Raw genomic sequence first — 24,590 nt, forward strand, 5'->3', positions numbered from 1 at the left:
TTTAACCCTTTCGCTGGTCTTTCAGCCACGAATCATTACATTCGGGTCAAATGTCTGACTTTCCCGACGATATGCCGTTTTTCGGCGATGACGACGCTCCGGCAAGCCGCACGCCTGCTCCCGGCAGCATTGCTGCGCGCGCCATGGCTGCACGCAACCAGCAGCGCGGCGAGCCCGATTACCTGAAAGGGCTGAACCCGGAACAGCGTCAGGCCGTGCTAACGACAGAGGGGCCGGTGCTGGTGCTGGCAGGTGCGGGCACGGGCAAGACACGCGTTCTGACAACGCGTATCGCGCATATTCTGACCACCGGCCTTGCCTATCCAAGCCAGATTCTCGCCGTGACCTTCACCAACAAGGCCGCGCGCGAAATGAAGGAGCGTATCGGTCATCTGGTCGGCGGTGCCGTGGAAGGCATGCCTTGGCTCGGCACGTTCCACTCGATCGGCGTCAAGCTTTTGCGGCGCCATGCGGAACTGGCAAATCTGACATCGGATTTCACGATCCTCGACACCGATGATGTAATCCGCCTTATCAAGCAGCTCATCCAGGCCGAAGGGCTGGATGACAAGCGCTGGCCTGCCCGCACCTTCGCCAATATGATCGACGGGTGGAAGAACAAGGGATTCGGGCCATCGGATATTCCAGAAGGTGATGCGCGCTCATTCGGCAATGGTCGGGGGCGCGAACTTTATCAGGCCTATCAGGAACGCCTGCGCACATTGAATGCTTGCGATTTCGGCGATCTTCTACTGCACCCGATCCGTATCTTCCGCAACCATCCCGATATCCTGCGCGAATATCACGCGAAGTTCCGCTACATTCTGGTGGACGAATATCAGGATACCAACACGGCGCAATATCTCTGGCTGCGCCTGCTGGCACAAAGGCCGCGGCCAAGAAACACCGCACCTGATACCACCCAAGGCGGAAATGCGCCCATACAGCCCGCTAGGGCGTCCGAAGCCCCCCGCGGAGCCGGTGAGCGCAGCGAACTCGGCGTGAGCGAAAACAAAGTCAATCTGTGCTGCGTCGGCGATGACGACCAGTCGATCTACGGCTGGCGTGGCGCGGAAGTGGATAATATCCTTCGGTTCGAGAAAGATTTTCCGGGCGCTACCGTCATCAAGCTGGAGCGCAACTACCGCTCCACGGCCCATATCCTCGGCGCTGCAGCGCATCTGATTGCGCACAATGAGGGCCGCCTTGGTAAAACGCTGTTTACCGAGGCGCCCAATCCGGACGACCCGCGGGTAAAAGTTCACGCTGCATGGGATTCCGAAGAGGAAGCGCGCGCAGTCGGTGAAGCCATCGAACAGGCGCAGCGTCAGGGGCATCTTCTCAACAACATGGCGATTCTCGTTCGCGCCTCTTTCCAGATGCGCGAGTTCGAAGACCGTTTTGTCACCCTTGGCCTCAATTACCGCGTCATTGGCGGTCCGCGCTTCTATGAGCGGCTCGAAATCCGTGACGCGATGGCCTATTTGCGCGTGGTCGCGCAACCGGCCGACGATCTGGCGCTGGAGCGCATCATCAACACGCCGAAGCGCGGTCTGGGCGAAGCGGCTATACGGCAGGTGCACGATTATGCGCGTGCGCGCGATATTTCCATGTTTGCCGCCGCCTGCGATCTCATCGAAACCGAGGAATTGAAGCCGAAGCCACGCTCCGCGCTGCGCGAAGTGGTGGAGAATTTCCTGCGCTGGCAGTCGATGATCGACAACACGCCGCATACGGAGCTGGCCGAAACCATTCTGGATGAATCCGGCTACACTGCCATGTGGCAGAACGACAAATCGGCGGAAGCACCGGGACGGCTTGAAAACCTCAAGGAACTGATCCGTTCCATGGAGGAATATGAAAGCCTGCGCGGCTTCCTCGAACACGTCGCCCTTGTCATGGATGCCGAACAGAACGAGGATCTGGATGCCGTCAACATCATGACGCTGCATTCTGCCAAGGGCTTGGAATTTGAAACGGTTTTCCTTCCCGGCTGGGAAGAAGGCCTGTTTCCGCACCAGCGCGCGCTCGATGAAGGCGGTCGTTCCGGTCTTGAGGAAGAGCGCCGCCTTGCCTATGTCGGCGTGACGCGCGCCAAGAAGAACCTGCATATCTGGTTCGTTTCCAACCGGCGCATCCATGGCATGTGGCAATCGACCATCCCCTCCCGTTTTCTGGAGGAGCTGCCGGAAGCGCATGTGGAAGTGGCCGAACTGGAAGGTAATTACGGCGGTTATGGCGGTGGCTATGGACAGTCCCGCTTCGACAAGGCAGATCCATTCCAGAACAGCTATTCGACGCCGGGATGGCAGCGCGCGCAGCAGAACCGTTCCGATGCAACACGCAACAACTGGGGCTCGCGCTCCGGCAGCCGCGTCGAGCGGATCGGCTATGGCGAGACCGATTCCGGCTTCGGCGCCGGGCGCGGCTCCGTGAAGGGACGCACGATAGACGGCGAACTGGTGGCCAAGTCAGTCGCCGACAAGCCATCAGCCTTCAAGCTTGGCGACCGCGTGTTCCATATCAAATTCGGCAACGGTACGGTTTCGCTTATCGACGGCAACAAGCTGACCATCGATTTCGACAAGGCCGGGCAGAAGCGCGTTCTCGACAGCTTCGTCCAGCCGATCTAAATTCCATCGTCAAATAAGAATTTGGCAGCCGGACTATTCCGGCTTGCCCTTCGTCCACGTGACATCACCCTTGTAAAGCGGCACGGTTGACAGCGACGTTTTCGCTGAACCGTCCTGAACCTGCGTCGCGTGGGCGAGATAAAGCAGCGTATTGTTTGTCTTGTCGTAAATTCGAGTGATGACGAGTTTCTTCCAGATCAGACTGGTGCGTTCGGAAAAAACCCGCTCGCCGCCCTTGCCCAGATCGATATTTCCGATGGTGATCGGCCCTGTCTGTTCGCACGAAATCGAAGCATTGGACGGGTCCTCGAACCAATTACCCTTTTGCAGCCGGTCGATCATGCCGCGAGAAAACGACGCCAGATGGCAGGTTACGCCCTGCACCTTCGGGTCCTGCACCGCGTCGATGACGATATCGTTTCCAAGCCAGTCGACACCGACCTTGCCGACTTCCTCGGCGGGAGCCGCCGAAGCAGCAACGACCATCATCGGAGCAAGCAGCAAACCGGCAAAACGCTTCAGCGCGACCATCTTCCAGCCTCCAGAACTGTTGTGATAGCAGGGTGGGTGAACAATTGCGGCTTTGCAAGGGCCGGAATTTAGCCGCTCCACTTTTCGAGAAAAGCTTCGATTTCAAGCGTCTGAATGTCCGGCACCGCTTCATAGAGCTTTTCCACCGGCCAGTTCCACCATTCAAGTTCAAGCAACCGTTCAATCACCGCGTTCTCGAATCTTTTGCGGATAAAATGGGCGGGAACACCGCCGACCACATGATAAGGCGGCACATCCTTCGTTACCACCGCATTCGCGCCAATCACAGCGCCATGGCCAATCTGGACGCCCGGTGTAATGACTGCACCGTGGCCGATCCATACATCATTGCCGATGACCACACGCCGCTCCTGACGCCTTGCGCGGAACTCGCCATCGACGCCCAGATAACGAAAATATTCATTTGGCCGGTAGCTGACCTTATGCGTCGTCAGCCGCTCCATCGGGTGTTCGAGCGCGTTGATGCGAACATTCGCGGCAATGGAGCAGAATTTGCCGATCTCCGCATAAATCCCCTCGCCGTTCCGCTCGAAATAGGTGAAATCACCGACCGTGACCTCACGCAGAATCACGCGCTCACCGATATCCGCATACCGCCCCAGCTTGACGGATTTCAGCTGGGCCGTGGAATGTATGCGGGGTTCGCTGTTCTGGAAACGAAGATCATCCGACGATGTCATGCAAATTCACCCGAAGCATCGCTAAAAACAACCAAATCCTCAAAATAACGCCTTATGCCGCTGCCATTTTATGACAGGCATATATCAGTTCTGACACCCGTGAAAGACAAGGCAGACATTCTGCCAGACTGATTTCCGCTACTACGCGACAAATAGTCAAAAGTTTCAGAAATTATTGAAAATTGGGCAAATGACCGTACACTGCCATAAGCTCTTCATGATGGCATGAATGCGGCTATATCGACGGTTCTGCAATGCATAAAGAAAAGATAGGTTGTTGAGCAGCACAACAAGGCGCGTTCGGAAATTCAAGGCTGACTGGACATGAAAAAATTCCTACCCATCTTCATCATCGCCTTTATCGTCGTCATTGTCGGCGCGGCGGGGCTCAATCTTTTCCGCGACAAGCAAGCGGCGAAAGAACCGTTTGGCGGTCCGCTCAATCTTGTCACCATGGACGGAACGCCTTTCACAGAAAACGACCTGCGCGCCGCACCGGCGGCCATCTTCTTCGGCTTCACTCACTGCCCGGATGTCTGCCCCACCACGCTCTATGAACTGGACGGCTGGCTGAAGCAGCTTGGACCGGAGGCCGGGGATATCAAGGCCTATTTCATCACCGTTGACCCGGAACGTGACACGCAGGAGATCATGAAGACCTATGTCGGCAATGTTTCCGACCGCATTATCGGCCTTACGGGCACGCCGCAGAACATCGCCGATGTGATCAAGTCCTACCACGTCTATGCCAAGAAGGTTCCGACCGAAGACGGCGAATATACGATGGATCATACGGCATCCGTATTTCTGCTCGACAAGGGCGGGCGCTTCCGCAGCACCATCGCCTATCAGGAAAACCCGGATACGGCTCTGGAAAAGTTGAAGAATCTGGCCAAAGGCGCTGCAAAGAGCTAAGGAGAAACTCAAGAACGTTTCCAGCAGAAAGCTTTTTACTTCATGGCCCAGTCACGACTTTTCTTTTCGGCGGATAAGGCGGAAGCCGAGCGCGTCTACAACATCCTCGAACAGGCTTTCGAGGATGACGGCTTTCCCATCGCAATTACCGAGATCGATGAAGACCGCCAGATCTTCGAGGTCTCGGTCTATGTCGAGGATAACGCCGAGAATGTCGCCACGCGGATCGATGAACTGGTGGGAACCGGCCTTTTTGCCGTCGAAGAACTGCCGGACATCGATTGGGTCACGCATTCGCTGGAAGGTCTGAAGCCGGTCCGGGCCGGGCGTTTCTTTGTCCATGGCTCGCATGACCGCGACAAGATCGAAGCGGGCGACATCCCAATTGAAATCGACGCGGGCCTTGCTTTCGGCACCGGCCACCACGGAACGACGGCGGGATGCCTCGAACTTATTGAGGAAATCGTCACCAGCGAACATCCGACCAATGCGCTTGACCTTGGAACCGGCAGCGCCGTTCTCGCCATTGCTATCGCCAAGCTCGCGCCCATTCCGGTACTGGCTACCGATATCGATCCCGTCGCCGTCACCGTTGCCGCCGAAAATGCTGCCAAGAACGGCGTGGCGGAGCATATCGTCACGGCAACGGCGGAAGGCTTCGGTCACGCGATCTTCCGTTCCTATTCGCCCTTCGACCTGATCGTCGCCAACATTCTGGCCAATCCGCTGATCGAGCTTGCGCCCTCCCTCAAGCAACATCTTGCATCGGGCGGTTCCATCATTCTTTCCGGAATACTTGACAGCCAGCACGATGCGGTGCTCGCTGCCTATCAGGCACAGGGCCTGACCCATCAAAAGACGCTGCATCGCGAAGGCTGGGTGGCGATCCATTTGAAGTAACAGGCCGCATAAACCACGGCGTATTCCCGTTTGGAGCAAGTTACACAATGGCTTTTCAGAGTTTCGACGTCACCACGAACCCGGGCAATGGAGCCCCGCGCGTTGCAAAGCTGCGCGCAAAGATGGCCGAGCTTGGCCTCGACGGGTTTCTGGTTCCTCGCGCCGACGAGCATCAGGGCGAATATGTTCCGCCCCATGCGCAGCGCCTCGCCTGGCTGACCGGCTTTACCGGATCGGCGGGTGCGGCGCTCATCCTCAAGAACAGCGCTTATATTTTCGTGGACGGACGCTACGAATTGCAGGTTCGGGCTCAGACCGACCCGAAAGTCTTTTCCTATGAAAGCCTTGTCACAAATCCCCCGGCCTCCTGGCTGACGGAAAACGGCAAGCGTCTGAATATTGGTTTCGACCCGTGGCTTCACCCCATTTCGGAAGCGCGCAGCTTGCGCGAGGCGCTTGAAGCTCAGGGGGGCCAACTGGTTCCGGTCGAAAACAATCTTGTCGATGCCATCTGGGACGACCAGCCGGAAGTGCCCGCAGCGGAAGTCACGATCCAGCCAGCCCGTTTCGCTGGCCATGAAGCAGAAGACAAAATCAAGGAAATGCAGGCCGCCGTTGCCGCAAGCGGGGCCAGCGCGACCGTTCTCACCGATCCCTCCTCGGTCGCATGGGTGTTCAATATCCGCGGCAAGGACGTTTCCAATACACCGCTTCCGCTAAGCTTTGCCATCATTCCTGCAAAGGGTGAGCCGGAGCTTTTCATCGATGAGCGCAAACTCGCAATCGAACCCCGCGCCTATCTGACCCAGCTTGCCAAGCTCTCGGCACCTGCCGATCTGGAAGGACATCTCAGCGCCCGGGCTGCCAGGAATGAAGCCATTCTTCTCGACCCGATCCTCGCGGCAGAAAAGCTTCGCCTCATCGTCACCAGCGCAGGCGGCAACGTGATCGAAGGCAAGGACCCTGCCCGCATCCCACGCGCAATCAAGAACAAGGCAGAGCTTGACGGCTCACGCGCAGCCCATGAACGCGACGGCGTGGCGATGGTCAATTTCCTGTCGTGGATCGACGCACAGAAGCCCGGCTCGGTTGATGAAATCAGCGCTGCCCAAAAGCTGGAGGAAGCCCGCACCGAGGCTGGACGCGATTTTCAGATGCCATTGGAAGACATATCCTTCGACACCATCTCCGGTGCGGGTCCAAATGGCGCGATCATCCATTATCGCGTCAATACCGACACCAACAGAACGCTTGAAGACGGTGAGCTTTATCTGGTCGATTCCGGCGCACAATATCGCGATGGCACCACAGACATCACGCGCACCGTGCCGATCGGAAAGGTAGTGCCCGAGACCACCATCAAGGCCTTCACGCTCGTTCTGAAAGGCATGATCGCGATCACCACCGCCCGCTTCCCGAAGGGCACGCGCGGGCAGGATATCGATGTTCTGGCCCGTATCGCGCTGTGGAAGCATGGTTTCGACTATGCACACGGAACCGGCCACGGCGTCGGCTCTTACTTGTCGGTCCATGAAGGCCCGCAGAGCATTTCGAAGAAGGGCGCGCAGGAACTTCTGCCGGGAATGATTCTTTCCAATGAGCCGGGCTATTACAAGCCGGGTTCTTTCGGCATCCGCATCGAAAACCTCATCATCGTCACCGAACCGGAAGTGCCGGAAGGCGGCGATATACCGATGATGGGGTTCGAGACGCTGACATTCTGCCCTATCGACCGGCGTCTGATCGACAAATCGCTTCTCACACAAGAAGAAATCGACTGGCTGAACAACTATCATGCCCGCGTGCGCGAGAAACTGTCAGGCCACCTCAAGGATGCTGAACGCCGGTGGCTCGAAGCGGCAACCGCGCCGCTTTGATAATGCCTTTATGCCGTGAAATGGCGTAGCGCGATCAAAAGCGCTACGCCCGCAAAGAACATGGTCATCAAGCTGAACCGCAGCGAAAGCACGATGCAAACCGCGAGCACCAGCAGTTCCCGCCAGCCGTGATCCGAAGCGGGCGCGGCGACAATGGCCGTCAGAACCGCTGCGGGCACGGCATTGAGTGCCGCCTCCACCCGATAATGCACACGGCTGAAGCGTGACAGGACCAGATGCCCGCCAATACGGGTGAGATAAGTGCAGAACGCGCCCGCGAGAATAATCCAGATCGTGGTGGACATTTACGCCTCCCCCTCGCGCGGCTTGGCAATAACCGCCGCAAGAACCACACCGCCCAACGCTCCCAATGTTACGTGCCAAGGCGAGCCAACCAGCTTGTAAGCCGCCACCGCGGAAATCGCGCTGACGATGACGACTGGCAGCCAGTTCTGCCGATGGCGGAAACTCATCACCATGCCGAGAAAATAGATGGGCAGCAGGAAGTCGATGCCAAAGGCATAGGGATCGGTAATGAGATTGCCGAACAACCCGCCGATCAGCGCTTCGAGAACCCATGTCAAATAAAATGTCAGCCCTAATGCCATATACCAGACGAAAGTGACCGGCTTTCCGGCTTCCGCCCGCTGTTCGACTTCCGCATACTGGATATCCACCAGAACGAAAAAGGCCAGCGCCTTCTGCCACAGCTTGAAGTGTCGGATACGCCGCCCCGTGGACGCCGAATAGAGCACGTGCCGGAAATTGACCGCGAAAATCGACATGACAATCATCCATGGCGCGATGCTCTGGCCGAAAAGATCGAGCCCGACCATCTGGCTGGCGCCTGCATAGATGACGGCACTCATGAAAACCGCTTCGGCAAGCGACAATCCGTTATCGACAGCAAGGGCGCCAAACAGCAGGCCAAAGGGCGCGCCGGCAACCACAAGCGGAAGTCCGCGCCGGACACCGTCAACAATATCGGCGCGCGCTGAAGCCCTTCCGGGCCGAAAAGTCTGGTTCACGAATATTCACTCCTCCGAATGAAGAGTAGTTATGAAATTCTGCTGCCAGTTGAAATACGATTTCCCAAAAAATCATACTATTAAACAGCGATGCCGCATTTGCGCATCACTCATGAATTCGGCTGATGCATCCATGAATGTTCATGATTGTTGCGGAACGGTCTTTTCGATTTTGTGCATCCAGTCGATGAGCGGACGAGCGCGTTCGGTGAAGTCGACAAGGCGATCAGCCAGATCGGCACGGGTAATCGTTTCAGGATCGATTTCCATCCGCAAAGAGAAATGCCGATTGCGAATCGCTTCCAGCAGATCATCGTCAGCCACGGCTTCGAAACCACGCGGCGTCCGTTTCAGCCGATCATAATCGCTGATCTTCAAACCGTTTTTCTTGAGCTTCGCGACCATGGCGCGAAATTCTTCCGGCTTCTCGACAATGGATGTGCGAATGGCCTGAAGCAGTTCTTTCTTCGGCCCCCACCACGCGACACAGGCGTAGCTGTCGCGCACACCCGGCAAGCCGATGCAGACATAGAAGCACCCGCTCTCGTCCCATTTCGTGCCTGATTGCGACAGTAGGGCGGACAGATGCCGATTATAGGGGGCCTTGTCCTTGGAAAACCGCGTATCGCGCTTGATACGGAACTGCGATTTCACCCGGTCTCCCTTGAAGGGCAGACCGGCCTTTTCAAACCGGCTTGTCAGCTCTTCGACGAGATCGCCAAGCGGCTCCTTCAAGTGCTGCTCGAAAAGATCCTTGTTCTCGACAAACCATTCGCGGCTTTGATGAAAATCCAGAGCTTTCAGAAACGGGATCGCTTTCTCGCCAAAACCGTTGAACGGGGCCATTATTCTTCTCCGACCAGCTTGAACCAGGCATCTTCGTCAATGACTTCGATACCGAGCTCAGATGCCTTGGCGAGCTTGGAGCCCGCCCCCGGTCCCGCCACCACAAGATCGGTCTTCTTCGATACCGATCCGGCGGTCTTTGCCCCATAGCGTTCGGCCATAGCCTTGGCCTCATCGCGCGACATGCGCTCCAGGCTGCCGGTAAACACCACAGTCTTGCCCTCAACTGGTGAACCAGTCGCAACCCGCGCTTCTTCATCAAGCGGCGTCACTTCCGCGAGAAGGGCCGCCAGCACTTCCCGGTTATGCGGCTCGGCATAAAAATCCACGACCGCTTCGGCAACAATGGAACCGATACCCTCAACCGCAATCAGGTCCTGCCAGGCTTCATTGCCCTTATCGGCACGGTCGCCTTCCTTCGGCGGAACGGCTTCCAGAGCAGCTTTTTCAAACGCGGCATAAGACAGATAGGCCCGCGCGAAACGCTTGGCATTCACCTCACCCACATGACGGATGCCAAGTCCAAACAAAAAGCGATGCAGGGCAATCTCCCGCCGGTCATTGATCGCATCGTAAAGCTTCTTCACGGAGGTCGCGCCAAAACCTTCGATGTTCTCCAGCTTCTTGAGAGAACCCGCCTGTCGCTTCTGCAGCGTAAAAATATCGGCAGGGGACTTGATCTTCAGGCTGTCATCTTCGGCATGGAAGAAGAACTCGACCTGCTTTTCGCCAAGGCCTTCAATATCGAACGCATTGCGCGACACGAAATGGCGAATGCGCTCGACGGCCTGCGCCGCACAGGTAAGACCGCCGGTGCAACGATAGACCGCCTCGCCCTCCTCCCGCACCGCATGGCTGTGACAGACCGGGCATTCATGCGGAAACTGGAAAGGCGTGGCATCTGCCCGACGCTTCTCCAATACAACATCGACAATCTGGGGAATAACATCGCCTGCGCGCTGCACGATGACCGTATCGCCGATGCGGATATCATGCTCATCCGCGCGGATACGCTCGCCCTTGAGACCGATGCCCTTGATATAGTCCTCATTGTGCAGCGTGGCATTGGTGACAACCACGCCGCCGACAGTAATCGGCTCCAGTCGCGCAACCGGGGTCATTGCGCCGGTGCGCCCGACCTGAATGTCGATTTTCAGAAGCTTTGTAAACGCCTGTTCTGCCGGAAACTTGTGCGCAATTGCCCAACGCGGGCTGCGCGAGCGGAAACCGAGCCGCGTCTGCAAGTCCAGCCGGTCGACCTTGTAGACGACGCCGTCAATATCATAGTCGAGCTGCGCTCGCTCAAGACCGATGGCGCGGTAATGCGCAATGAGTTCGTCCGCGCTGTGAAGCCGCTTTGTCAAATTATTGACCGGGAAACCCCATTCGTGGAACGTCTCGACCATGCCCATCTGCGTGTCGGCGGGCATCTCGGACATTTCTCCCCAGGCATAGGCAAAGAATTTCAGCTTGCGGCTCGCCGTCACCTTGGCGTCAAGCTGGCGCAGCGAACCTGCTGCCGTATTGCGCGGGTTGACATAGGTCTGCTTGCCTTCAGCGGCCATCTGCTCGTTGAGTGCGAGGAAGTCGCTCTTGGCCATATAGACCTCGCCGCGCACTTCCACGACGGAAGGCGCCCCAGCCGGAAGCCTGTTGGGAATCTCAGCAATGGTGCGGATATTGGCGGTGACGTTTTCGCCGGTCGTGCCGTCACCGCGCGTCGCGCCGCTGACCAGAACTCCGTTCTCGTAACGGATCGACATGGAAAGCCCGTCGATCTTCGGCTCGGCGGTAAAAGCGATGGAATTATCCGGCAACTGCCCCAGAAAGCGATAAACGCTGCCGACAAAATCGCGCACGTCCTCATCCGAAAACGCATTGCCGAGCGAAAGCATCGGACGCGCATGGACAACCGGGGCGAATTTGGAAACCGGCGCAGTGCCGACCCGTAAGGTCGGGCTATCCGCCCGCACCAGATGCGGAAAGCGAGCTTCGATCGCATCGTTGCGCCGCTTCAGCGCATCATATTCGGCATCCGAAATCTCCGGTCGGTCATTGGCATGATAAAGCTCATCATGATGAGCGATTTCACGCGCCAGCCGCTCCAGTTCGGAAACAGCTTCAAGCTCGGTCAATGTTTCGACGGGAATATAGGTCATAGGCAAAGCAAAACCTGCTGATTCAATTTTGCTCAACATAACCAAGAAATACGGCTACGCCTACGAAAACAGCGAACTGCATATTGGCTGCTGACAGGCTTTTAGATAGCCAGCGCGCTATTCTCGGCAAGCAGGCGTTCCGCTGCTGCGCGCGCTTCGTCGGTGATGCTGGCGCCGGCCAGCATCCGGGCGATCTCTTCCTGCCGCTCGTCCACGCCTATGGAACGGATCGAGGTCGCCATCCGGTCTTCATTGGTTGCTGACTTGGCAATCAGGAAATGTGTGGAGGCACGCGCTGCCACCTGCGGGGCATGTGTCACCGAAAGCACCTGCACGCGTCCGGAAAGCCGTGCCAGGCGCTGGCCGATGGCATCCGCCACCGCACCGCCCACGCCGGTATCGATTTCGTCGAATACGAGCGTCGGGGCAGAGCCGCGATCCGCAAGCGCAACCTTCAGCGCCAGCAGGAAACGCGAAAGCTCACCACCCGAGGCGACCTTCATCATTGGCCCGGCCCGCGTGCCCGGATTGGTGCGAACCCAATATTCCACCGTATCGATGCCTTCCGCCGCCCGCGCTTCCGGGTCGGTCGTCATTTCGACGATGAATTCGGCACGCTCAAGCTTGAGTGCGGGCAGTTCGGCCATCACAGCGGCCTTGAGATGTTCCGCAGTTTCTTTGCGCGAACCGGAGAGCTTGGCCGCAGCCACGTCATAAGCCACCCGCAATTCAGCCGCCTGATTTTCAAGCTGGATGAGCTTTTCGGCCCCAGCGTCGAGATCGGCGAGATCGGCATCCATCTTGTCACGTAGCGCGGGCAAGCCTTCCACCGCAACGGAATATTTACGTGCCGCAGCGCGCAGAGCAAAAAGCCGTTCCTCGACCTGTTCCAGCACGCGCGGATCGAAATCGATTTCACGCATGGCGTGATCGATACCGTCCTGCGCAAGAGCCAGACTGTTGAGTGCTTCGTCGATTGCCTTGCAGACCGGCTCCAGCAGATGCGGCGCTTCGGGAATCTTGCGCTCCAGACGACGCACAAGGCTTGCCAGCGACGGCACAGGCGAGCCCTGCCCCGACAGCAATTCGCCAGCTTCGTTCACGTCACCGGCGATCTTTTCCGATTTCATCATGATCGCGCGACGTTCAGCGAGTTCTTCCTCTTCGCCGGGTTGCGGATCAAGCTTTGTCAGTTCCTCAACCGACGAGCGCAGATAGTCGCCTTCGCGCTCAGCCTGCTCGACGCGGGCGCGATGCTTGGCAAGCGCCGTTTCCGCGTCGCGCCAGGCCTTGTGACGCTCGCGGACCACTGCCGCCTCTTGCTCAAGACCGCCGAAAGCATCCAGCAATGTACGGTGAAGATCGGTATCGATCAGGGCGCGGTCGTCGTGCTGGCCGTGGATTTCCACCAGCTTGCGCCCGAGATCGCGAAGAAGCGCGACGCTTGCCGCCTGATCGTTGATGAAGACGCGTGTGCGGCCATCGCCCATCTGCAGACGGCGCAGGATGATGTCGCCATCATCGTCAAAACCGTTTTCGCGCAGAAAATTCCGGGCAGGATGTCCGCCCGGCACATCGAATACCGCCGTCACCTGCCCCTGATCGGCACCATGACGCACCAGCGAGGCATCGCCACGCGCGCCAAGCGCCAGTGAAAGCGAATCAAGCAGGATGGACTTGCCCGCCCCGGTTTCACCGGTAAGCACAGACAAGCCCGTCTTGAACTCGATGTCGAGCCTTTCAATCAGAACAATATCGCGGATCGACAGGTGCGACAGCATGTGAGAATCAGCTTATGAGCCGCCGCCGGTGATGAGCGCCGAAGCCTTGGCCAGCCACGAATTGCCATTCTCGCGCGGCTGAAGGCCACCACTCTGCAGAAGCTTGTAGCTGTCCTTGTACCACTGGCTGTCCGGATAGTTCTTGCCGAGAACCGAAGCGGCCATCTGGGCTTCCGACGTCAGGCCGAGCGCGTAATAGGCTTCCACGAGACGGGCCAGTGCCTCTTCCACCTGGCGGGTGTTGGAATATTCTTCCACCACGCCGCGGAAGCGCTTGATGGCGGCCAGATATTCCTTGCGTTCCAGATAGTAACGGCCAACCTGCATTTCCTTGCCTGCGAGCTGGTCGCGGGCGACACGGATCTTGGCCTTGGCGTCATCCGTATATTCGGAATCCGGGAAGCGATCGACCACTTCCTGCATCGCGGCGATTGCCCGGCGGCTTGCGGCCTGATCGCGGGTTACGTCCGGAATCTGGCGGAAGTAGGAAAGACCGATAATGTAATAGGCATAAGCCGATTCAGACGAAGTCGGGTAAAGCGTGTTGTAACGCTTGGCCATCGAGATCGCTTCTTCGTAATTGCCCTTGCGATAGTTGGTGAAGGCAGCCATCACGAGCGACTTGCGCGCCCATTCGGTGTAAGGATGCTGGCGGTCGACGGCAGCGAACTTCTTCGCTGCTTCATCAAGGCGACCTGCATCCAGATTGGCGAGACCTTCATTATAGAGCTTGTCGGCAGGATCGATTGTCTCGACATATTTGGTGAGATCGATGTCGTCGTCCTTGCTGGCACAACCGGCGAGCGGGATAAGAACGGCGATGGCGCCAGTCAGCAGCGCGGTTTTCGTCACACCCTTGAATTTGAAACTCGTCATGCGGTCTCCGGCCTTCTGGCAGCGTCATTCCTGTTTGGAGTTGCGTGCTTCTAGCACTGCACGGCTGCTCCATCCATACAAAACATTCAGCTCCAGCAAATGTAAGAACATAGCTGACGCTGTTTTGGCCGTCCATAAACCACATGCAGGCGAAATCGGCAATCGTCTAGTGGCCCGAAATCCGCCGGACGGCACATCGAAACGCGTAACCAGTGTGAATTGTCCCCGGTATTGGCCACCCGCATGGGTAGATACTCCCCGATCAATCCACCGCGGAACGGCGCACCGACTCAATTGCGAGGTGAACCGGCGAACACGGCCCAATTAAGGCCAAGGGCCGATACCCACGCATTTTCCTGATCAATATCAAAGCGCCGAGGGAGCAGCGATGTTCGGCTTCATGGCAACGAAATCGGATGCTCGGGGCGGATACCGGAAGCCTCGACAATATCGAACGCAGACTTGTCCGAGAGCAACGCCTTCACCGTTTCCGCGTTTAGCCTGTGGCCGCTGCGATAGGAGCGGAAGCAGCCGATGAACGGCAGGCCTGCCAATGCCAGATCGCCAACAGCGTCGAGCGTCTTGTGACGGACGAACTCGTCCTTGAAGCGCAAGCCGCCAGGATTGATGACAGAATTATCGTCGCCGATGACAAGTGAATTATCGAGGGAGGATCCAAGTGCATGGCCGGAAGCCCAAAGACGCTCCACGTCCTTCATGAAACCGAAAGTGCGCGCGGTGGAAAGCTCCTTGCGGAAGGTCGCCTCATCCACATCGTCCGCAAATTTCTGTCGGCCGATCAGCGGACATTCGAAATCGATCTCCACCTCAAATCGTGTACCGGCAAAGGGGCGAAATTCCCCCCAGGAACCGCCGGCTTCCACACGCACCGTTTTCAAAATACGGATAAACCGGCGCTTCGCCTCCTGCGAGACAATACCTGCCTCATCAAAAGCTTCGATAAAACGCGCCGAAGTCCCATCAAGAATGGGAACTTCCGGGCCATCGACTTCCACGACAAGATTGTCGATGCCGAGAGCGACGATTGCCGCCAACAGATGCTCCACCGTGTCGATCTTGGACTCTTTCGGTCCAAGGGAGGTGCAGAGGTCCGTTGCGCCGATCTGCGAAACATGGGCCCGGACTTCCGACGCTTTGCCCTTCAGGTCCGAGCGTTGGAATACGATCCCAGTATCAGCATCCGCCGGGAAAAATGTCGCCGAAGCAGGAGCTCCGCCATGAACGCCGACGCCTGAAAGCGTCACCGCACGACCGATTGTCTTTTGATAAGCGCTCAAGACAGTTCCAATCTGCTGAATAAAATGAGTGCAGGCCGTCCAAAGGAATTTCAACAGCCGATTTCGCAATTCTTGCGTCTATATGGATAGATATAGCTAAAATTGCGACAGGAAATACGCGAAGGTTCACAAAACTTGACCCTCGAAACATACCCCGTTTCTCTCAAGATAATAATTCGCGCGGCCTGAACAAAATCACGCTTTCTTACCGAAGCGCTGTTTCTGTTTACAGAAACGAAAAGCCGCGGAATTACCCGCGGCTTTCAAATTCATTGTCCGAAATGGCTCTGCTCGACAAAGCCTCAGTTCGACTGGCGGCGCAGGAAGGCCGGAATTTCGAGCTGATCTTCTTCAGAAGCTGCCCGCGGCTGCGGACGGCCCTGATCGTCGAGCTGGCCGCGACGCGGTGCGTAGATCGACGAGTCCTGCTGGGGAGCACGGCGTTCGGCCGGGCGCATGCCGGGCTCGCGATGCTGGGCCGGTTCCAGGCGGGCTGCAGGCTGATCGTCCTCGCGACGCGACAGGCCATGGGTCAGGCGCTTCAGGAGGCTCATCGGGCCGCGCGGTTCTTCCTGTACAGGTTGCTGCGGAGCGCGACGGGCATTGAGTTCAGCCTGTGCGACCGGAGGGAAATCCGAAACGGCTGGCATGCGTGGAGCCGGACGCGGCTCGCGAACGGGCTGTTCGTGCATCTGCGGCTGCTGATAGGTCTGCGGCTGCACGGCCTGAGCTGCCTGATGGGCTGCCGGAGCCTGCGGCATCGGTGCACGGGCGACCGGAGCGCGTTCGAAGGATTCCGGCGCCGGAGCCTGAAAGATGCGGCTCTGCGGACGGAATTCCGATTCGGCAGAAGCGGCAGGGGCTGCGGGTGCGGCTGGAATTTCGGTTTCGGCGGACTGGATCGCCTGGGCAATCGGGTCGACCTGACGCGGCTGTTCAACGACAGGAGGACGCAGTGCGCCATGCGGAGCCATCGGCTTTGCCTGAGCGGCAGTCTGCTTCACCGGCTGGCGAAATTCCAGCGGCGCAGGCGCCGCGTCTCCTAACTGCTTATCGATACCGGTAGCGACGACAGAAACGCGGATGACGCCTTCAAGACCTTCGTCGAAGGTTGCGCCGAGGATGATGTTCGCATCCGGATCGACTTCCTCGCGAATGCGGGTCGCGGCTTCGTCGACTTCGAACAGGGTCATGTCGCGACCGCCGGTGATCGAGATCAGGAGGCCCTTTGCGCCACGCATCGAGGTTTCGTCGAGCAGCGGGTTGGCGATTGCAGCTTCGGCAGCAGCCATTGCACGGCCTTCGCCGGAAGCTTCGCCCGTGCCCATCATGGCCTTGCCCATTTCGCGCATGACCGAGCGAACGTCGGCGAAGTCGAGATTGATGAGGCCTTCCTTGACCATCAGGTCGGTAATGCAGGCAACGCCGGAATAGAGCACCTGATCAGCCATTGCGAAAGCATCGGCGAAGGTGGTCTTGTCATTGGCGATGCGGAAGAGGTTCTGGTTCGGAATGACGATGAGCGTATCGACATTCTTCTGCAGTTCTTCGATGCCGAGATCGGCAGTCTTCATGCGGCGGGCGCCTTCGAAATGGAAAGGCTTGGTCACGACGCCGACGGTGAGGATACCGCGTTCACGGGCAGCACGCGCCACGACCGGAGCAGCGCCGGTGCCGGTGCCGCCGCCCATGCCAGCCGTCACGAAGCACATATGTGTGCCGTTCAGGTGATCGACGATTTCGTCGATGCATTCCTCAGCGGCCGCACGGCCAACCTCTGGCTGGGAACCCGCACCGAGACCCTCTGTAACGGCAGCGCCGAGCTGGATCATGCGTTCGGACTTCGACATCGTCAAAGCCTGAGCGTCGGTGTTGGCCACGACAAAATCCACGCCGCGCAAGCCGGCATTGATCATGTTGTTGACCGCATTGCCGCCGCCGCCGCCGACACCGAATACGGTGATGCGGGGCTTCAGCTCGGTGATATCCGGCTTTTGCAGATTGATAGTCATAGGTCCTTGTTCCTCTTAAGCCTTACCACCGCTTCGCCGCCGCGGTGTGGATTGGTTGTTACCCAGATGGTCACGCCCCAATAAGTCGACACGCTAATTCAACAGCTTACACAATACTGGTACTCAGAAACTCTCTTTCAGCCATTGGCTGACACGTTGAATGCGCCCACCCGTACCGGTCATGAGACCGGAGGAAGCTGCTTTCACCGACCGCTCTTCTATCCCGGCCACCTGCGGGTAAATCAGAAGTCCAACGGTCGCGGAGAAAGCCGCCCCCTTAGCCGCCTCAGGCAATCCCGCTATTCCTAGAGGACGCCCGATTCGTACATTTCTTGCAAGGATTCGTCTGGCTGCCTCCGGCATTCCCGGCAGCTGGCTTGCGCCGCCCGTCAGAACCACCCGCTTGCCGACGATATGTCCGAGACCGGACTGGTTGAGCCTGTCGCGCACCAGTTCCAATGTCTCTTCCACCCTCGCACGGATAATCCGCGTCAGCACCGAGCGCGGATATTGATTGGGTACATCACGCTCATCGTCGCCGATTGGCGGAACCGAGATGAGGTCGCGGTCATCGGCAGCGCTTGGCAGCGCCGAACCGTACATGACCTTCAGGCGTTCGGCATCTTCCATGCGTGTGGAGAAGCCGCGCGCCACATCCATCGTGACATGCGTGCCGCCGATAGCCACTGCATCGGCGTGAATGAATTTGCCTTCGGAGAAGACGGAAATCGTCGTCGTGCCGCCGCCCATATCGATGCAGGCCGCGCCCATCTCAGCCTCGTCGCCCACCAGAGCTGCAAGACCGCTGGCATAAGGCGTTGCTACGATGGCTTCCACCGACAGATGGCAGCGATTGATGCAAAGCTCCAGATTGCGCAACGGCGCGGCATCGGCGGTCAGCACATGCATATCGACGCCAAGGCTGTCACCCAGCATTCCAAGCGGATCGCGAATGCCGCGCTCGCCATCGAGCGTATAGCCAACAGGCAGCGAATGAACGAGATGGCGTTCGGCGGCGAGCGCCTGCTTGGCGCCAGCGGCCAGCACACGGCGAATATCCGCCTGCTCTACTTCATGGCCGCCCAGATTGACGCTCGCCGTGAAGGTTTCGCTCTTAAGGCGGCCGGCAGAAATATTGACGATCAGGCTGTCGACGGTCAGTCCGGCCATGCGCTCTGCCGCATCGACCGCAAGACGGATCGACTGTTCAGCCGCGTCAAGATCGATGATGACGCCCGACTTTACGCCGCGCGAACGCTGATGGCCGATGCCCAGCACCTCCATGCGGTGCGTGCGACCCGGCAGCAGTGCGCCGCCCTCATGCGGGCGCAACCTTGCAATGACGCAGGAAACCTTGCTCGATCCGACGTCCAGAACCGTCAGAAGGCGCACCTTGCGCCCTGCAGCCCCGCCTTGTGATGTTCCCTTGCCGCCCAGAATACTCATACGCGCTTCCCCGTGCGGGATAGTTCTTTTTTACGCTCTGCCAGAAATTTCTGGCGCTGCTCCATGCCGCTCGCCGTCAGTTGCACCGTGACCCGGTCTTCGAGACGAAGATCGACCGAAGCGATATCGCGCGACAGAAGATGCTGTTCCTGGTCGAGCTTGTCGACCTGCGCCAGCGCCTTCAGCGGATCGGTTTCCGGCAGCATGATGCGCACACCATTATCCAGCAGCAGATCCCAGCGGCGGTCGCCCACGCGAACATAAGCCCGGATCTTTCCGGCCAGCGCCGGATAGGCCGCGATTTCATCGACGAAACCCTTGACCTTCTTTTCCGCGCCCTCACCCACCACGAGCGGCAGCGAATTGTAACGGCCCGGACGGAACGGAACGATGGTGTCGCCCGCAGCATCGATCAACGACAGATCCTTGTCGTTCTGCCAGATGGCGAACGCCTTGCGCTCCCGCAGCGACACAAGAACGGTGCCGGGATAAACCTTGCGGACTTCCGCGCTTTCCACCCAAGGCAGCTTGTCGATAGACTGGCGTGCCTCTTCGGCGCTCAGGCCGACCAGGGAAGTCTCGCCGTCCAGATCGAGCTGACCCAGAATATCGATGTCGGAGGTCTCGTTGTTGCCGACAACCTTCACATCCTCGATTGCGAAACCAAGCGTGGACGCAGTTGCCTTGACGACTTCGGGTGTATGGCCACCCACGGCCATTCCATAAAGGCCAGTCGCGCCAAGAAAGCCCAGCATGCCGACGGTGCCGGCATGGCGCGGAATGTTGACATTGCCCTGAAACAGGCGGACGGCAAAGCGGAACGGCTTGCGCAGGAAGCGCGGCAGGACAAAAGCGGCACCCATCGCGCCCGATGCATCCCGCATCGAGCCCGAGCGCCCGTATCCGTCCGATTTTCCGTTCAACGCAAACAAGACGCGTCCTCCACCATCCAACTCAACAATTCACCGAAAGAGATACCAGCCGCCTTGGCGATATCAGGCACGAGCGAGGTAGGAGTCATCCCCGGCTGGGTATTGATTTCCAGCCAGATAACTTCGCCATCTTCGGAGAAACGATCATCGAAACGGAAGTCCGACCGGCTTACGCCCCGACACCCGATTGCCCGATGCGCCGTAAGGGCCATTGTTTGTATTTTTTGGTAAATATTTGGTAAAATTTTTGCGGGACACACGTGAGTTGATGCACCTGCAACATATTTTGAATCGTAATCGTAGAACTGGTGCCCGACGGGAATGATCTCGCACACATCCATGACGCGATCGCCCATAACGGCACAGGTCAGTTCGCGACCGGGAATGTATTTCTCGACCAGAACCTCCGCGCCGTAATTCCACTCGGCAGAGCTGATGATCTGCGGCGGATGAGCCTGATCCTCCTTGACGATGACGACGCCGAAGCTGGACCCTTCGCGCACCGGCTTGACCACGTAAGGCGGCTTCATCGGATGCTCCGCGCCGATCTCGAAGCGATTGAGAAGAAGCGAGGGGGCAACAGCGACACCAGCGGCAGCAGCAACCTTCTTGGCGCGATCCTTGTCCATGGCCAACGCCGAAGCAAGCACGCCCGAATGCGTGTAGGGAATCTGGAGATACTCAAGAACGCCCTGAATGGCGCCGTCTTCACCGAAAGGACCATGCAGTGCATTGAACGCAACATCGGGCTTCAGCTCGGCAAGAACGCTGGCAACATTGCGATCCACGTCAACACGCGTCACGCGATAGCCGCACCCTTCGAGGGTCGCAGCACAAGCCGCTCCGGAGGACAAGCTCACCGGACGCTCCGAAGAGAAACCGCCCATCAAAACGGCAACGTGCTTTCCCGTCATGTCAGCATCCCCTCTGCGCAATCCCCTGCGCATCAATTGAACAGAATCCAGGCAACCCAGCAGCACAGGCCGCAGGCACCCGCGACAGGAAAATCCTGCCGAATCAAATCACTGTGTGGTTAACCCTAAAGAATCAGAGGATTGATTCCGTGACAAGACCCTATAGGAAGGGACGAACCTTACGCGTCGCTTGCGAAGGCAAAAAAGCCCGGAATTTCAGGTAGAAAATCCGGGCAACTTTTTTATTAGAATTTTCCGAGAAACTCTTCAACCGGCTCGCCATCGCGGAACAAACCGAGACGTTTGATTTCCCAATGCAGGCGAATGCCCGAATTTTCAAAAACCCTGGCGCGAACCGTTTCGCCCAAAGTCTCCAGATCATGCCCCGTTGCGGTGCCTGTATTGATCATGAAATTGCAATGCATTTCTGACATCTGCGCGCCGCCGACACGCAAACCGCGGCAGCCTGCCTTGTCGATTTCCTTCCAGGCCGATGTGCCTTCGGGGTTCTTGAAGGTCGAACCGCCTGTCTTCTCGCGCACCGGCTGCACCGTCTCGCGGTGATGCTGCACCTCGTCCATGGCTTGCCGGATCGCCTCACGATCGCCGGGAGTGCCTTCAAACAGGACGGAAGTAAAAATCAGGTCCGGCGAAGCCGACGAATGCCGATAGGCATAGCCCATCTCCGCATTGGAAAGCACATGCACTTCCCCCTTGCGGTCGAGCGCGCGCACTTCCACCACGCGCTCGCGTGTTTCCACGCCGTTGGCGCCCGCATTCATGCGCAAGGCGCCGCCGATGCCGCCGGGTATACCATGGTAGAAATGAAAGCCGCCGAGCCCCGCTTCCAGAGCCGCCGCAGCCACGCGCTTGTCGGGCGTTGCCGCCCCTGCCCGCAACTGCGTATCGGAAACCTGCTCCACCTCGCCAAAGCCTTTGGCGGAAAGCCGCACAACAAAGCCCGGAACGCCGCCATCGCGCACCAGAAGGTTGGAGCCGATTCCAACGACAAGGATCGGTATATCTTCCGGGACAGCCTTCAGAAATGCGGAAAGATCTTCCTCATCGGCAGGCTGGAAAAGCACCTGTGCCGGTCCGCCAGCGCGAAACCAGGTTATCTTGTCCATGCTTGCATCGGCTGTCAGCCGACCCCGCAGGCCCGACAGCTTGCCATCGAGCTTCTTCAGAAGCGTCTCGCCGCTTTCCATCTTACTTCTTGCCCTGTTCAGCCAGTTCTTTCGGCAATGCGTAGGCCCACTGCGTAATGTTGCCTGCGCCGAGGCAGACGACAAAATCGCCGGGCTCCGCAATCGACGCGACCAATGGCGCCAGCGCTTCGGGACCGCTTGCATAGCGCGCGTCGCGATGGCCAGCCGTCTTGATGCGCGATACGAGCGCCTCGGAATTGACGCCTTCGATCGGGTCCTCGCCCGCCGTATAGACCGGCGCCACGACGACCGTATCGGCATCGTTGAAACATGCCGCAAACTCGTCGAACAGGCTTGCCAGACGCGTGAAACGGTGCGGCTGTACGATGGCGACCACACGGCCTTTGGCGGCTTCACGCGCGGCTTTCAGGACAGCGCGGATTTCAACGGGGTGATGGCCGTAATCGTCGAATATTTCGACGCCGTTCCACGAGCCCGTATGGGTGAAGCGGCGCTTCACGCCACCGAACGAGCCGAGACCGCGACGAATATCGTCGGCGGAAATACCGAGTTCATGCGCAACCGCGATTGCCGCCGTGGCGTTGGATACGTTGTGCTGGCCCGGCATCGGCAGGCGCAGATCCTTGATCTCGGTAGCCTCGCCCTTGCGGGAGCGGATAACAACATCGAACAGGCTCGCGGCACCGTCCATGCGGTGATTGACGAAACGCACTTCGGCCTGCGGATTCTGACCGTAGGTGATGATGCGACGATCCTCAATGCGGCTCACCAGAGCCTGCACTTCCGGATGATCGAGGCACATCACGCCGAAACCATAGAATGGCACGTTCTCGACGAACTGGCGGAAGGCGGCGCGCACCGCATCGAAATTGCCGTAATGATCGAGATGCTCCGGATCGATATTGGTGACAACCGCAATATCGGCTGGAAGTTTCAGGAAGGTGCCGTCGCTTTCGTCGGCTTCCACGACCATCCAGTCACCATCGCCCATGCGGGCATTGGTGCCATAGGCGTTGATGATGCCGCCATTGATGACGGTCGGATCGAGATGCCCGGCATCGAGCAAGGCCGCAACCATCGAGGTGGTAGTCGTCTTGCCGTGCGTTCCGCCAATCGCGACCGCATGACGGAAGCGCATCAGCTCGGCCAGCATTTCGGCGCGGCGCACGATAGGCAGCAGCTTTTCGCGCGCGGCCACCAGTTCGGGATTGTTCTTCTTGATCGCCGTCGAAACGACAACCACTTCGGCATCGCCAATGTTTTCAGCCTTGTGCCCGACAAAGACCTCAATGCCCTTTTCACGCAGGCGCTGCACATTGGCGCTGTCGGACTGGTCCGAGCCTTGCACCTTGTAGCCCAGATTGTGCAGCACTTCGGCAATACCACTCATGCCGATGCCGCCAATTCCGATGAAATGGACGCGCCCGATATTCAGCGGCATTTTCATGGCCGAGTTCCTTCTTTGAATTCCTGAACAGATTTACCCGCTGCAATAGCCTCTGCCAGATCGGCAAGCAACCGCCCAGCATCCGGCTTGCCAACGCTTTTTGCAGCTTTTGCTTGTGCTTCGAGGCGCTGCGGCTCATTCATGGCGGCCTGGAGTAGCCCGGCCAGGCGTTCCGGCGACAATTCCGACTGACGAACGACCTCGCCGCCGCCCGCGGCCGCAAGTGCCGCCGCGTTCGCCGCCTGATCATGATCGAGCGCGTGCGGAAACGGCACCAGCATGGCTGGGCGACCGATGACTGTGATCTCGGAAACGGTGGAAGCCCCTGAACGCGAAATCACGAACTGGGCATCGGCCATGCGTGCAGGCATGTCGTTGAAGAACGGCGCGACATCCGCCGGAATGCCAAGCTTCTTGTAAGCATCGCGCACCGCGGCTTCATCTTCCTTGCGGGACTGCTGGGTGATCAGCAACCGTGCGCGATCTTTCTCAGGCAGCAAGGCCACGGCGGCGGGAATGGCGCTCGAAAAGAATTGCGCGCCCTGACTGCCGCCAAAGACCAGCAGGCGGAACCGTTCATCCGCCTTGACCGGCTTATAGGGCGTCCCTGCTGCGACCAGCACCGGCGGGCGCACCGGATTACCGGTCGCGACCGTCTTTTCGGCATGGACGCCGCCCGTTTCAGACAAAAAGCCACCGGCAATGGCCTTCACGCGGCCCGCAAGCCCTTTATTGGCGCGGCCCATGACGGCGTTCTGCTCATGCACCAGGGTCGGGATGTTCATGTTGCTCGCCGCATAGAGTGGCGGCAGCGTCGGATAGCCTCCAAAACCCGCCACGAGCTTCGGTTTCAGCCGACGGAACAATTTGCGGGAATCGAGATTGCCCTGCCACAGCGACCAGAACGTCTTCAGAAGCGCTATGGGATTGCGGCCGGCAATCGTCGCCGAACGGATGACATGAACATGGTCTTCCGCAAATGCGCCTGCGAAACGCTGCGCGCGCGCATCGGTCGCCAGATGGACGTCCCAGCCGCGCGCCTTCAGTTCATGCGCCAGCGCTTCCGCCGGGAACAGGTGACCGCCTGTTCCACCGGCAGCCAATACAATTACGCCCTTCCCCATA

The 24,590-nt window shown here is 58.6% G+C and carries 20 protein-coding genes; 4 read left to right on the forward strand and 16 right to left on the reverse strand.

Features of this window, described 5'->3' with window-relative positions:
- Window positions 1-50: 50 nt before the first annotated feature.
- Window positions 51-2,633 (forward strand): ATP-dependent helicase, encoded by a 2,583-nt coding sequence (locus F9K78_RS00680; RefSeq protein ID WP_122066451.1) that lies wholly within the window; start codon window positions 51-53, stop codon window positions 2,631-2,633.
- Between the two features lie 33 nt (window positions 2,634-2,666).
- Here F9K78_RS00680 and F9K78_RS00685 read toward each other — a convergent pair whose 3' ends face one another.
- Complete coding sequence (locus F9K78_RS00685; protein WP_121982167.1) at window positions 2,667-3,164, reverse strand: CreA family protein; 498 nt, start codon at window positions 3,162-3,164, stop codon at window positions 2,667-2,669.
- Window positions 3,165-3,232: 68 nt separating this feature from the next.
- Window positions 3,233-3,865 carry a DapH/DapD/GlmU-related protein gene (locus tag F9K78_RS00690; protein ID WP_121985031.1) on the reverse strand — a complete coding sequence of 211 codons (633 nt, stop codon included), beginning with the start codon at window positions 3,863-3,865 and terminating at the stop codon, window positions 3,233-3,235.
- A gap of 324 nt (window positions 3,866-4,189) precedes the next feature.
- Here F9K78_RS00690 and F9K78_RS00695 point away from each other — a divergent pair, with 324 nt between their 5' ends.
- From F9K78_RS00695 to F9K78_RS00705, 3 genes are read left to right on the forward strand one after another with little or no spacing between them, the layout of a single operon-like run.
- Complete coding sequence (locus tag F9K78_RS00695; protein WP_121985030.1) at window positions 4,190-4,780, forward strand: SCO family protein; 591 nt, start codon at window positions 4,190-4,192, stop codon at window positions 4,778-4,780.
- A gap of 42 nt (window positions 4,781-4,822) precedes the next feature.
- Window positions 4,823-5,680 (forward strand): 50S ribosomal protein L11 methyltransferase, encoded by an 858-nt coding sequence (locus F9K78_RS00700; RefSeq protein WP_121985029.1) that lies wholly within the window; start codon window positions 4,823-4,825, stop codon window positions 5,678-5,680.
- Between the two features lie 47 nt (window positions 5,681-5,727).
- Window positions 5,728-7,557 (forward strand): aminopeptidase P family protein, encoded by a 1,830-nt coding sequence (locus F9K78_RS00705; RefSeq protein ID WP_122066452.1) that lies wholly within the window; start codon window positions 5,728-5,730, stop codon window positions 7,555-7,557.
- Window positions 7,558-7,565: 8 nt separating this feature from the next.
- On the opposite strand, the gene F9K78_RS00710 is transcribed toward F9K78_RS00705, so the two are convergent.
- The 14 genes from F9K78_RS00710 to murG all read right to left on the reverse strand — a co-directional run bounded on the left by F9K78_RS00710 (window position 7,566) and on the right by murG (window position 24,589).
- Entirely contained in the window at window positions 7,566-7,862 is a 297-nt protein-coding gene (locus F9K78_RS00710; protein WP_121982162.1) for an AzlD family protein, read from the reverse strand.
- On the reverse strand, window positions 7,863-8,585 hold the full coding sequence (locus F9K78_RS00715) for an AzlC family ABC transporter permease (protein ID WP_121985027.1): 723 nt from the start codon (window positions 8,583-8,585) through the stop codon (window positions 7,863-7,865).
- Between the two features lie 141 nt (window positions 8,586-8,726).
- Window positions 8,727-9,431: a DUF2461 domain-containing protein gene (locus F9K78_RS00720; protein ID WP_121985026.1), complete on the reverse strand. Its 705-nt coding sequence runs from the start codon at window positions 9,429-9,431 to the stop codon at window positions 8,727-8,729.
- Window positions 9,431-11,590: an NAD-dependent DNA ligase LigA gene (ligA, locus tag F9K78_RS00725; protein ID WP_121985067.1), complete on the reverse strand. Its 2,160-nt coding sequence runs from the start codon at window positions 11,588-11,590 to the stop codon at window positions 9,431-9,433. Before ligA ends, F9K78_RS00720 begins: the two co-directional genes overlap by 1 nt.
- A gap of 101 nt (window positions 11,591-11,691) precedes the next feature.
- On the reverse strand, window positions 11,692-13,371 hold the full coding sequence (gene recN, locus F9K78_RS00730; RefSeq protein WP_121985025.1) for a DNA repair protein RecN: 1,680 nt from the start codon (window positions 13,369-13,371) through the stop codon (window positions 11,692-11,694).
- A 12-nt stretch (window positions 13,372-13,383) separates the two neighbouring features.
- Window positions 13,384-14,247: an outer membrane protein assembly factor BamD gene (locus F9K78_RS00735; protein ID WP_121982157.1), complete on the reverse strand. Its 864-nt coding sequence runs from the start codon at window positions 14,245-14,247 to the stop codon at window positions 13,384-13,386.
- 398 nt (window positions 14,248-14,645) lie between these two features.
- Window positions 14,646-15,545, reverse strand: a complete 900-nt coding sequence (gene lpxC, locus F9K78_RS00745) for a UDP-3-O-acyl-N-acetylglucosamine deacetylase (protein WP_121985024.1) — start codon at window positions 15,543-15,545, stop codon at window positions 14,646-14,648.
- Between the two features lie 302 nt (window positions 15,546-15,847).
- Complete coding sequence (gene ftsZ, locus F9K78_RS00750; protein ID WP_121982155.1) at window positions 15,848-17,557, reverse strand: cell division protein FtsZ; 1,710 nt, start codon at window positions 17,555-17,557, stop codon at window positions 15,848-15,850.
- A gap of 123 nt (window positions 17,558-17,680) precedes the next feature.
- Window positions 17,681-19,003, reverse strand: coding sequence for a cell division protein FtsA (ftsA, locus tag F9K78_RS00755; protein WP_121982154.1), 1,323 nt, complete (start codon window positions 19,001-19,003; stop codon window positions 17,681-17,683).
- Window positions 19,000-19,935 (reverse strand): cell division protein FtsQ/DivIB, encoded by a 936-nt coding sequence (locus tag F9K78_RS00760; RefSeq protein ID WP_121985023.1) that lies wholly within the window; start codon window positions 19,933-19,935, stop codon window positions 19,000-19,002. Before F9K78_RS00760 ends, ftsA begins: the two co-directional genes overlap by 4 nt.
- Window positions 19,923-20,849 (reverse strand): D-alanine--D-alanine ligase, encoded by a 927-nt coding sequence (locus F9K78_RS00765; RefSeq protein WP_121985022.1) that lies wholly within the window; start codon window positions 20,847-20,849, stop codon window positions 19,923-19,925. The genes F9K78_RS00760 and F9K78_RS00765 overlap by 13 nt, the downstream gene beginning before the upstream one ends.
- A 245-nt stretch (window positions 20,850-21,094) precedes the next feature.
- The gene (murB, locus tag F9K78_RS00770) at window positions 21,095-22,057 is read right to left on the reverse strand and encodes a UDP-N-acetylmuramate dehydrogenase (protein WP_121985021.1); all 963 of its coding nucleotides are present in this window, start codon (window positions 22,055-22,057) and stop codon (window positions 21,095-21,097) included.
- 1 nt (window position 22,058) lies between these two features.
- Window positions 22,059-23,465: a UDP-N-acetylmuramate--L-alanine ligase gene (murC, locus tag F9K78_RS00775; RefSeq protein ID WP_121985020.1), complete on the reverse strand. Its 1,407-nt coding sequence runs from the start codon at window positions 23,463-23,465 to the stop codon at window positions 22,059-22,061.
- Entirely contained in the window at window positions 23,462-24,589 is a 1,128-nt protein-coding gene (gene murG, locus F9K78_RS00780; RefSeq protein WP_121985019.1) for an undecaprenyldiphospho-muramoylpentapeptide beta-N-acetylglucosaminyltransferase, read from the reverse strand. Before murG ends, murC begins: the two co-directional genes overlap by 4 nt.
- Window position 24,590: the final 1 nt, after the last annotated feature.

This window comes from Brucella pseudintermedia (assembly GCF_008932435.1).
In the GTDB taxonomy this organism is placed as follows: domain Bacteria; phylum Pseudomonadota; class Alphaproteobacteria; order Rhizobiales; family Rhizobiaceae; genus Brucella; species Brucella pseudintermedia.

Coding starts and splice junctions, on each gene's coding strand:
- ligA (WP_121985067.1), bottom strand. CDS start 11,590: ATGACCTATATTCCCGTCGAAACATTGACCGAGCTTGAAGCTGTTTCC.
- F9K78_RS00735 (WP_121982157.1), bottom strand. CDS start 14,247: ATGACGAGTTTCAAATTCAAGGGTGTGACGAAAACCGCGCTGCTGACT.
- ftsZ (WP_121982155.1), bottom strand. CDS start 17,557: ATGACTATCAATCTGCAAAAGCCGGATATCACCGAGCTGAAGCCCCGC.
- ftsA (WP_121982154.1), bottom strand. CDS start 19,003: ATGAGTATTCTGGGCGGCAAGGGAACATCACAAGGCGGGGCTGCAGGG.
- F9K78_RS00710 (WP_121982162.1), bottom strand. CDS start 7,862: ATGTCCACCACGATCTGGATTATTCTCGCGGGCGCGTTCTGCACTTAT.
- F9K78_RS00700 (WP_121985029.1), top strand. CDS start 4,823: ATGGCCCAGTCACGACTTTTCTTTTCGGCGGATAAGGCGGAAGCCGAG.
- F9K78_RS00720 (WP_121985026.1), bottom strand. CDS start 9,431: ATGGCCCCGTTCAACGGTTTTGGCGAGAAAGCGATCCCGTTTCTGAAA.
- F9K78_RS00765 (WP_121985022.1), bottom strand. CDS start 20,849: ATGACGGGAAAGCACGTTGCCGTTTTGATGGGCGGTTTCTCTTCGGAG.
- murG (WP_121985019.1), bottom strand. CDS start 24,589: ATGGGGAAGGGCGTAATTGTATTGGCTGCCGGTGGAACAGGCGGTCAC.
- F9K78_RS00695 (WP_121985030.1), top strand. CDS start 4,190: ATGAAAAAATTCCTACCCATCTTCATCATCGCCTTTATCGTCGTCATT.
- F9K78_RS00685 (WP_121982167.1), bottom strand. CDS start 3,164: ATGGTCGCGCTGAAGCGTTTTGCCGGTTTGCTGCTTGCTCCGATGATG.
- murC (WP_121985020.1), bottom strand. CDS start 23,465: ATGAAAATGCCGCTGAATATCGGGCGCGTCCATTTCATCGGAATTGGC.
- recN (WP_121985025.1), bottom strand. CDS start 13,371: ATGCTGTCGCACCTGTCGATCCGCGATATTGTTCTGATTGAAAGGCTC.
- murB (WP_121985021.1), bottom strand. CDS start 22,057: ATGGAAAGCGGCGAGACGCTTCTGAAGAAGCTCGATGGCAAGCTGTCG.
- F9K78_RS00690 (WP_121985031.1), bottom strand. CDS start 3,865: ATGACATCGTCGGATGATCTTCGTTTCCAGAACAGCGAACCCCGCATA.
- F9K78_RS00705 (WP_122066452.1), top strand. CDS start 5,728: ATGGCTTTTCAGAGTTTCGACGTCACCACGAACCCGGGCAATGGAGCC.
- F9K78_RS00680 (WP_122066451.1), top strand. CDS start 51: ATGTCTGACTTTCCCGACGATATGCCGTTTTTCGGCGATGACGACGCT.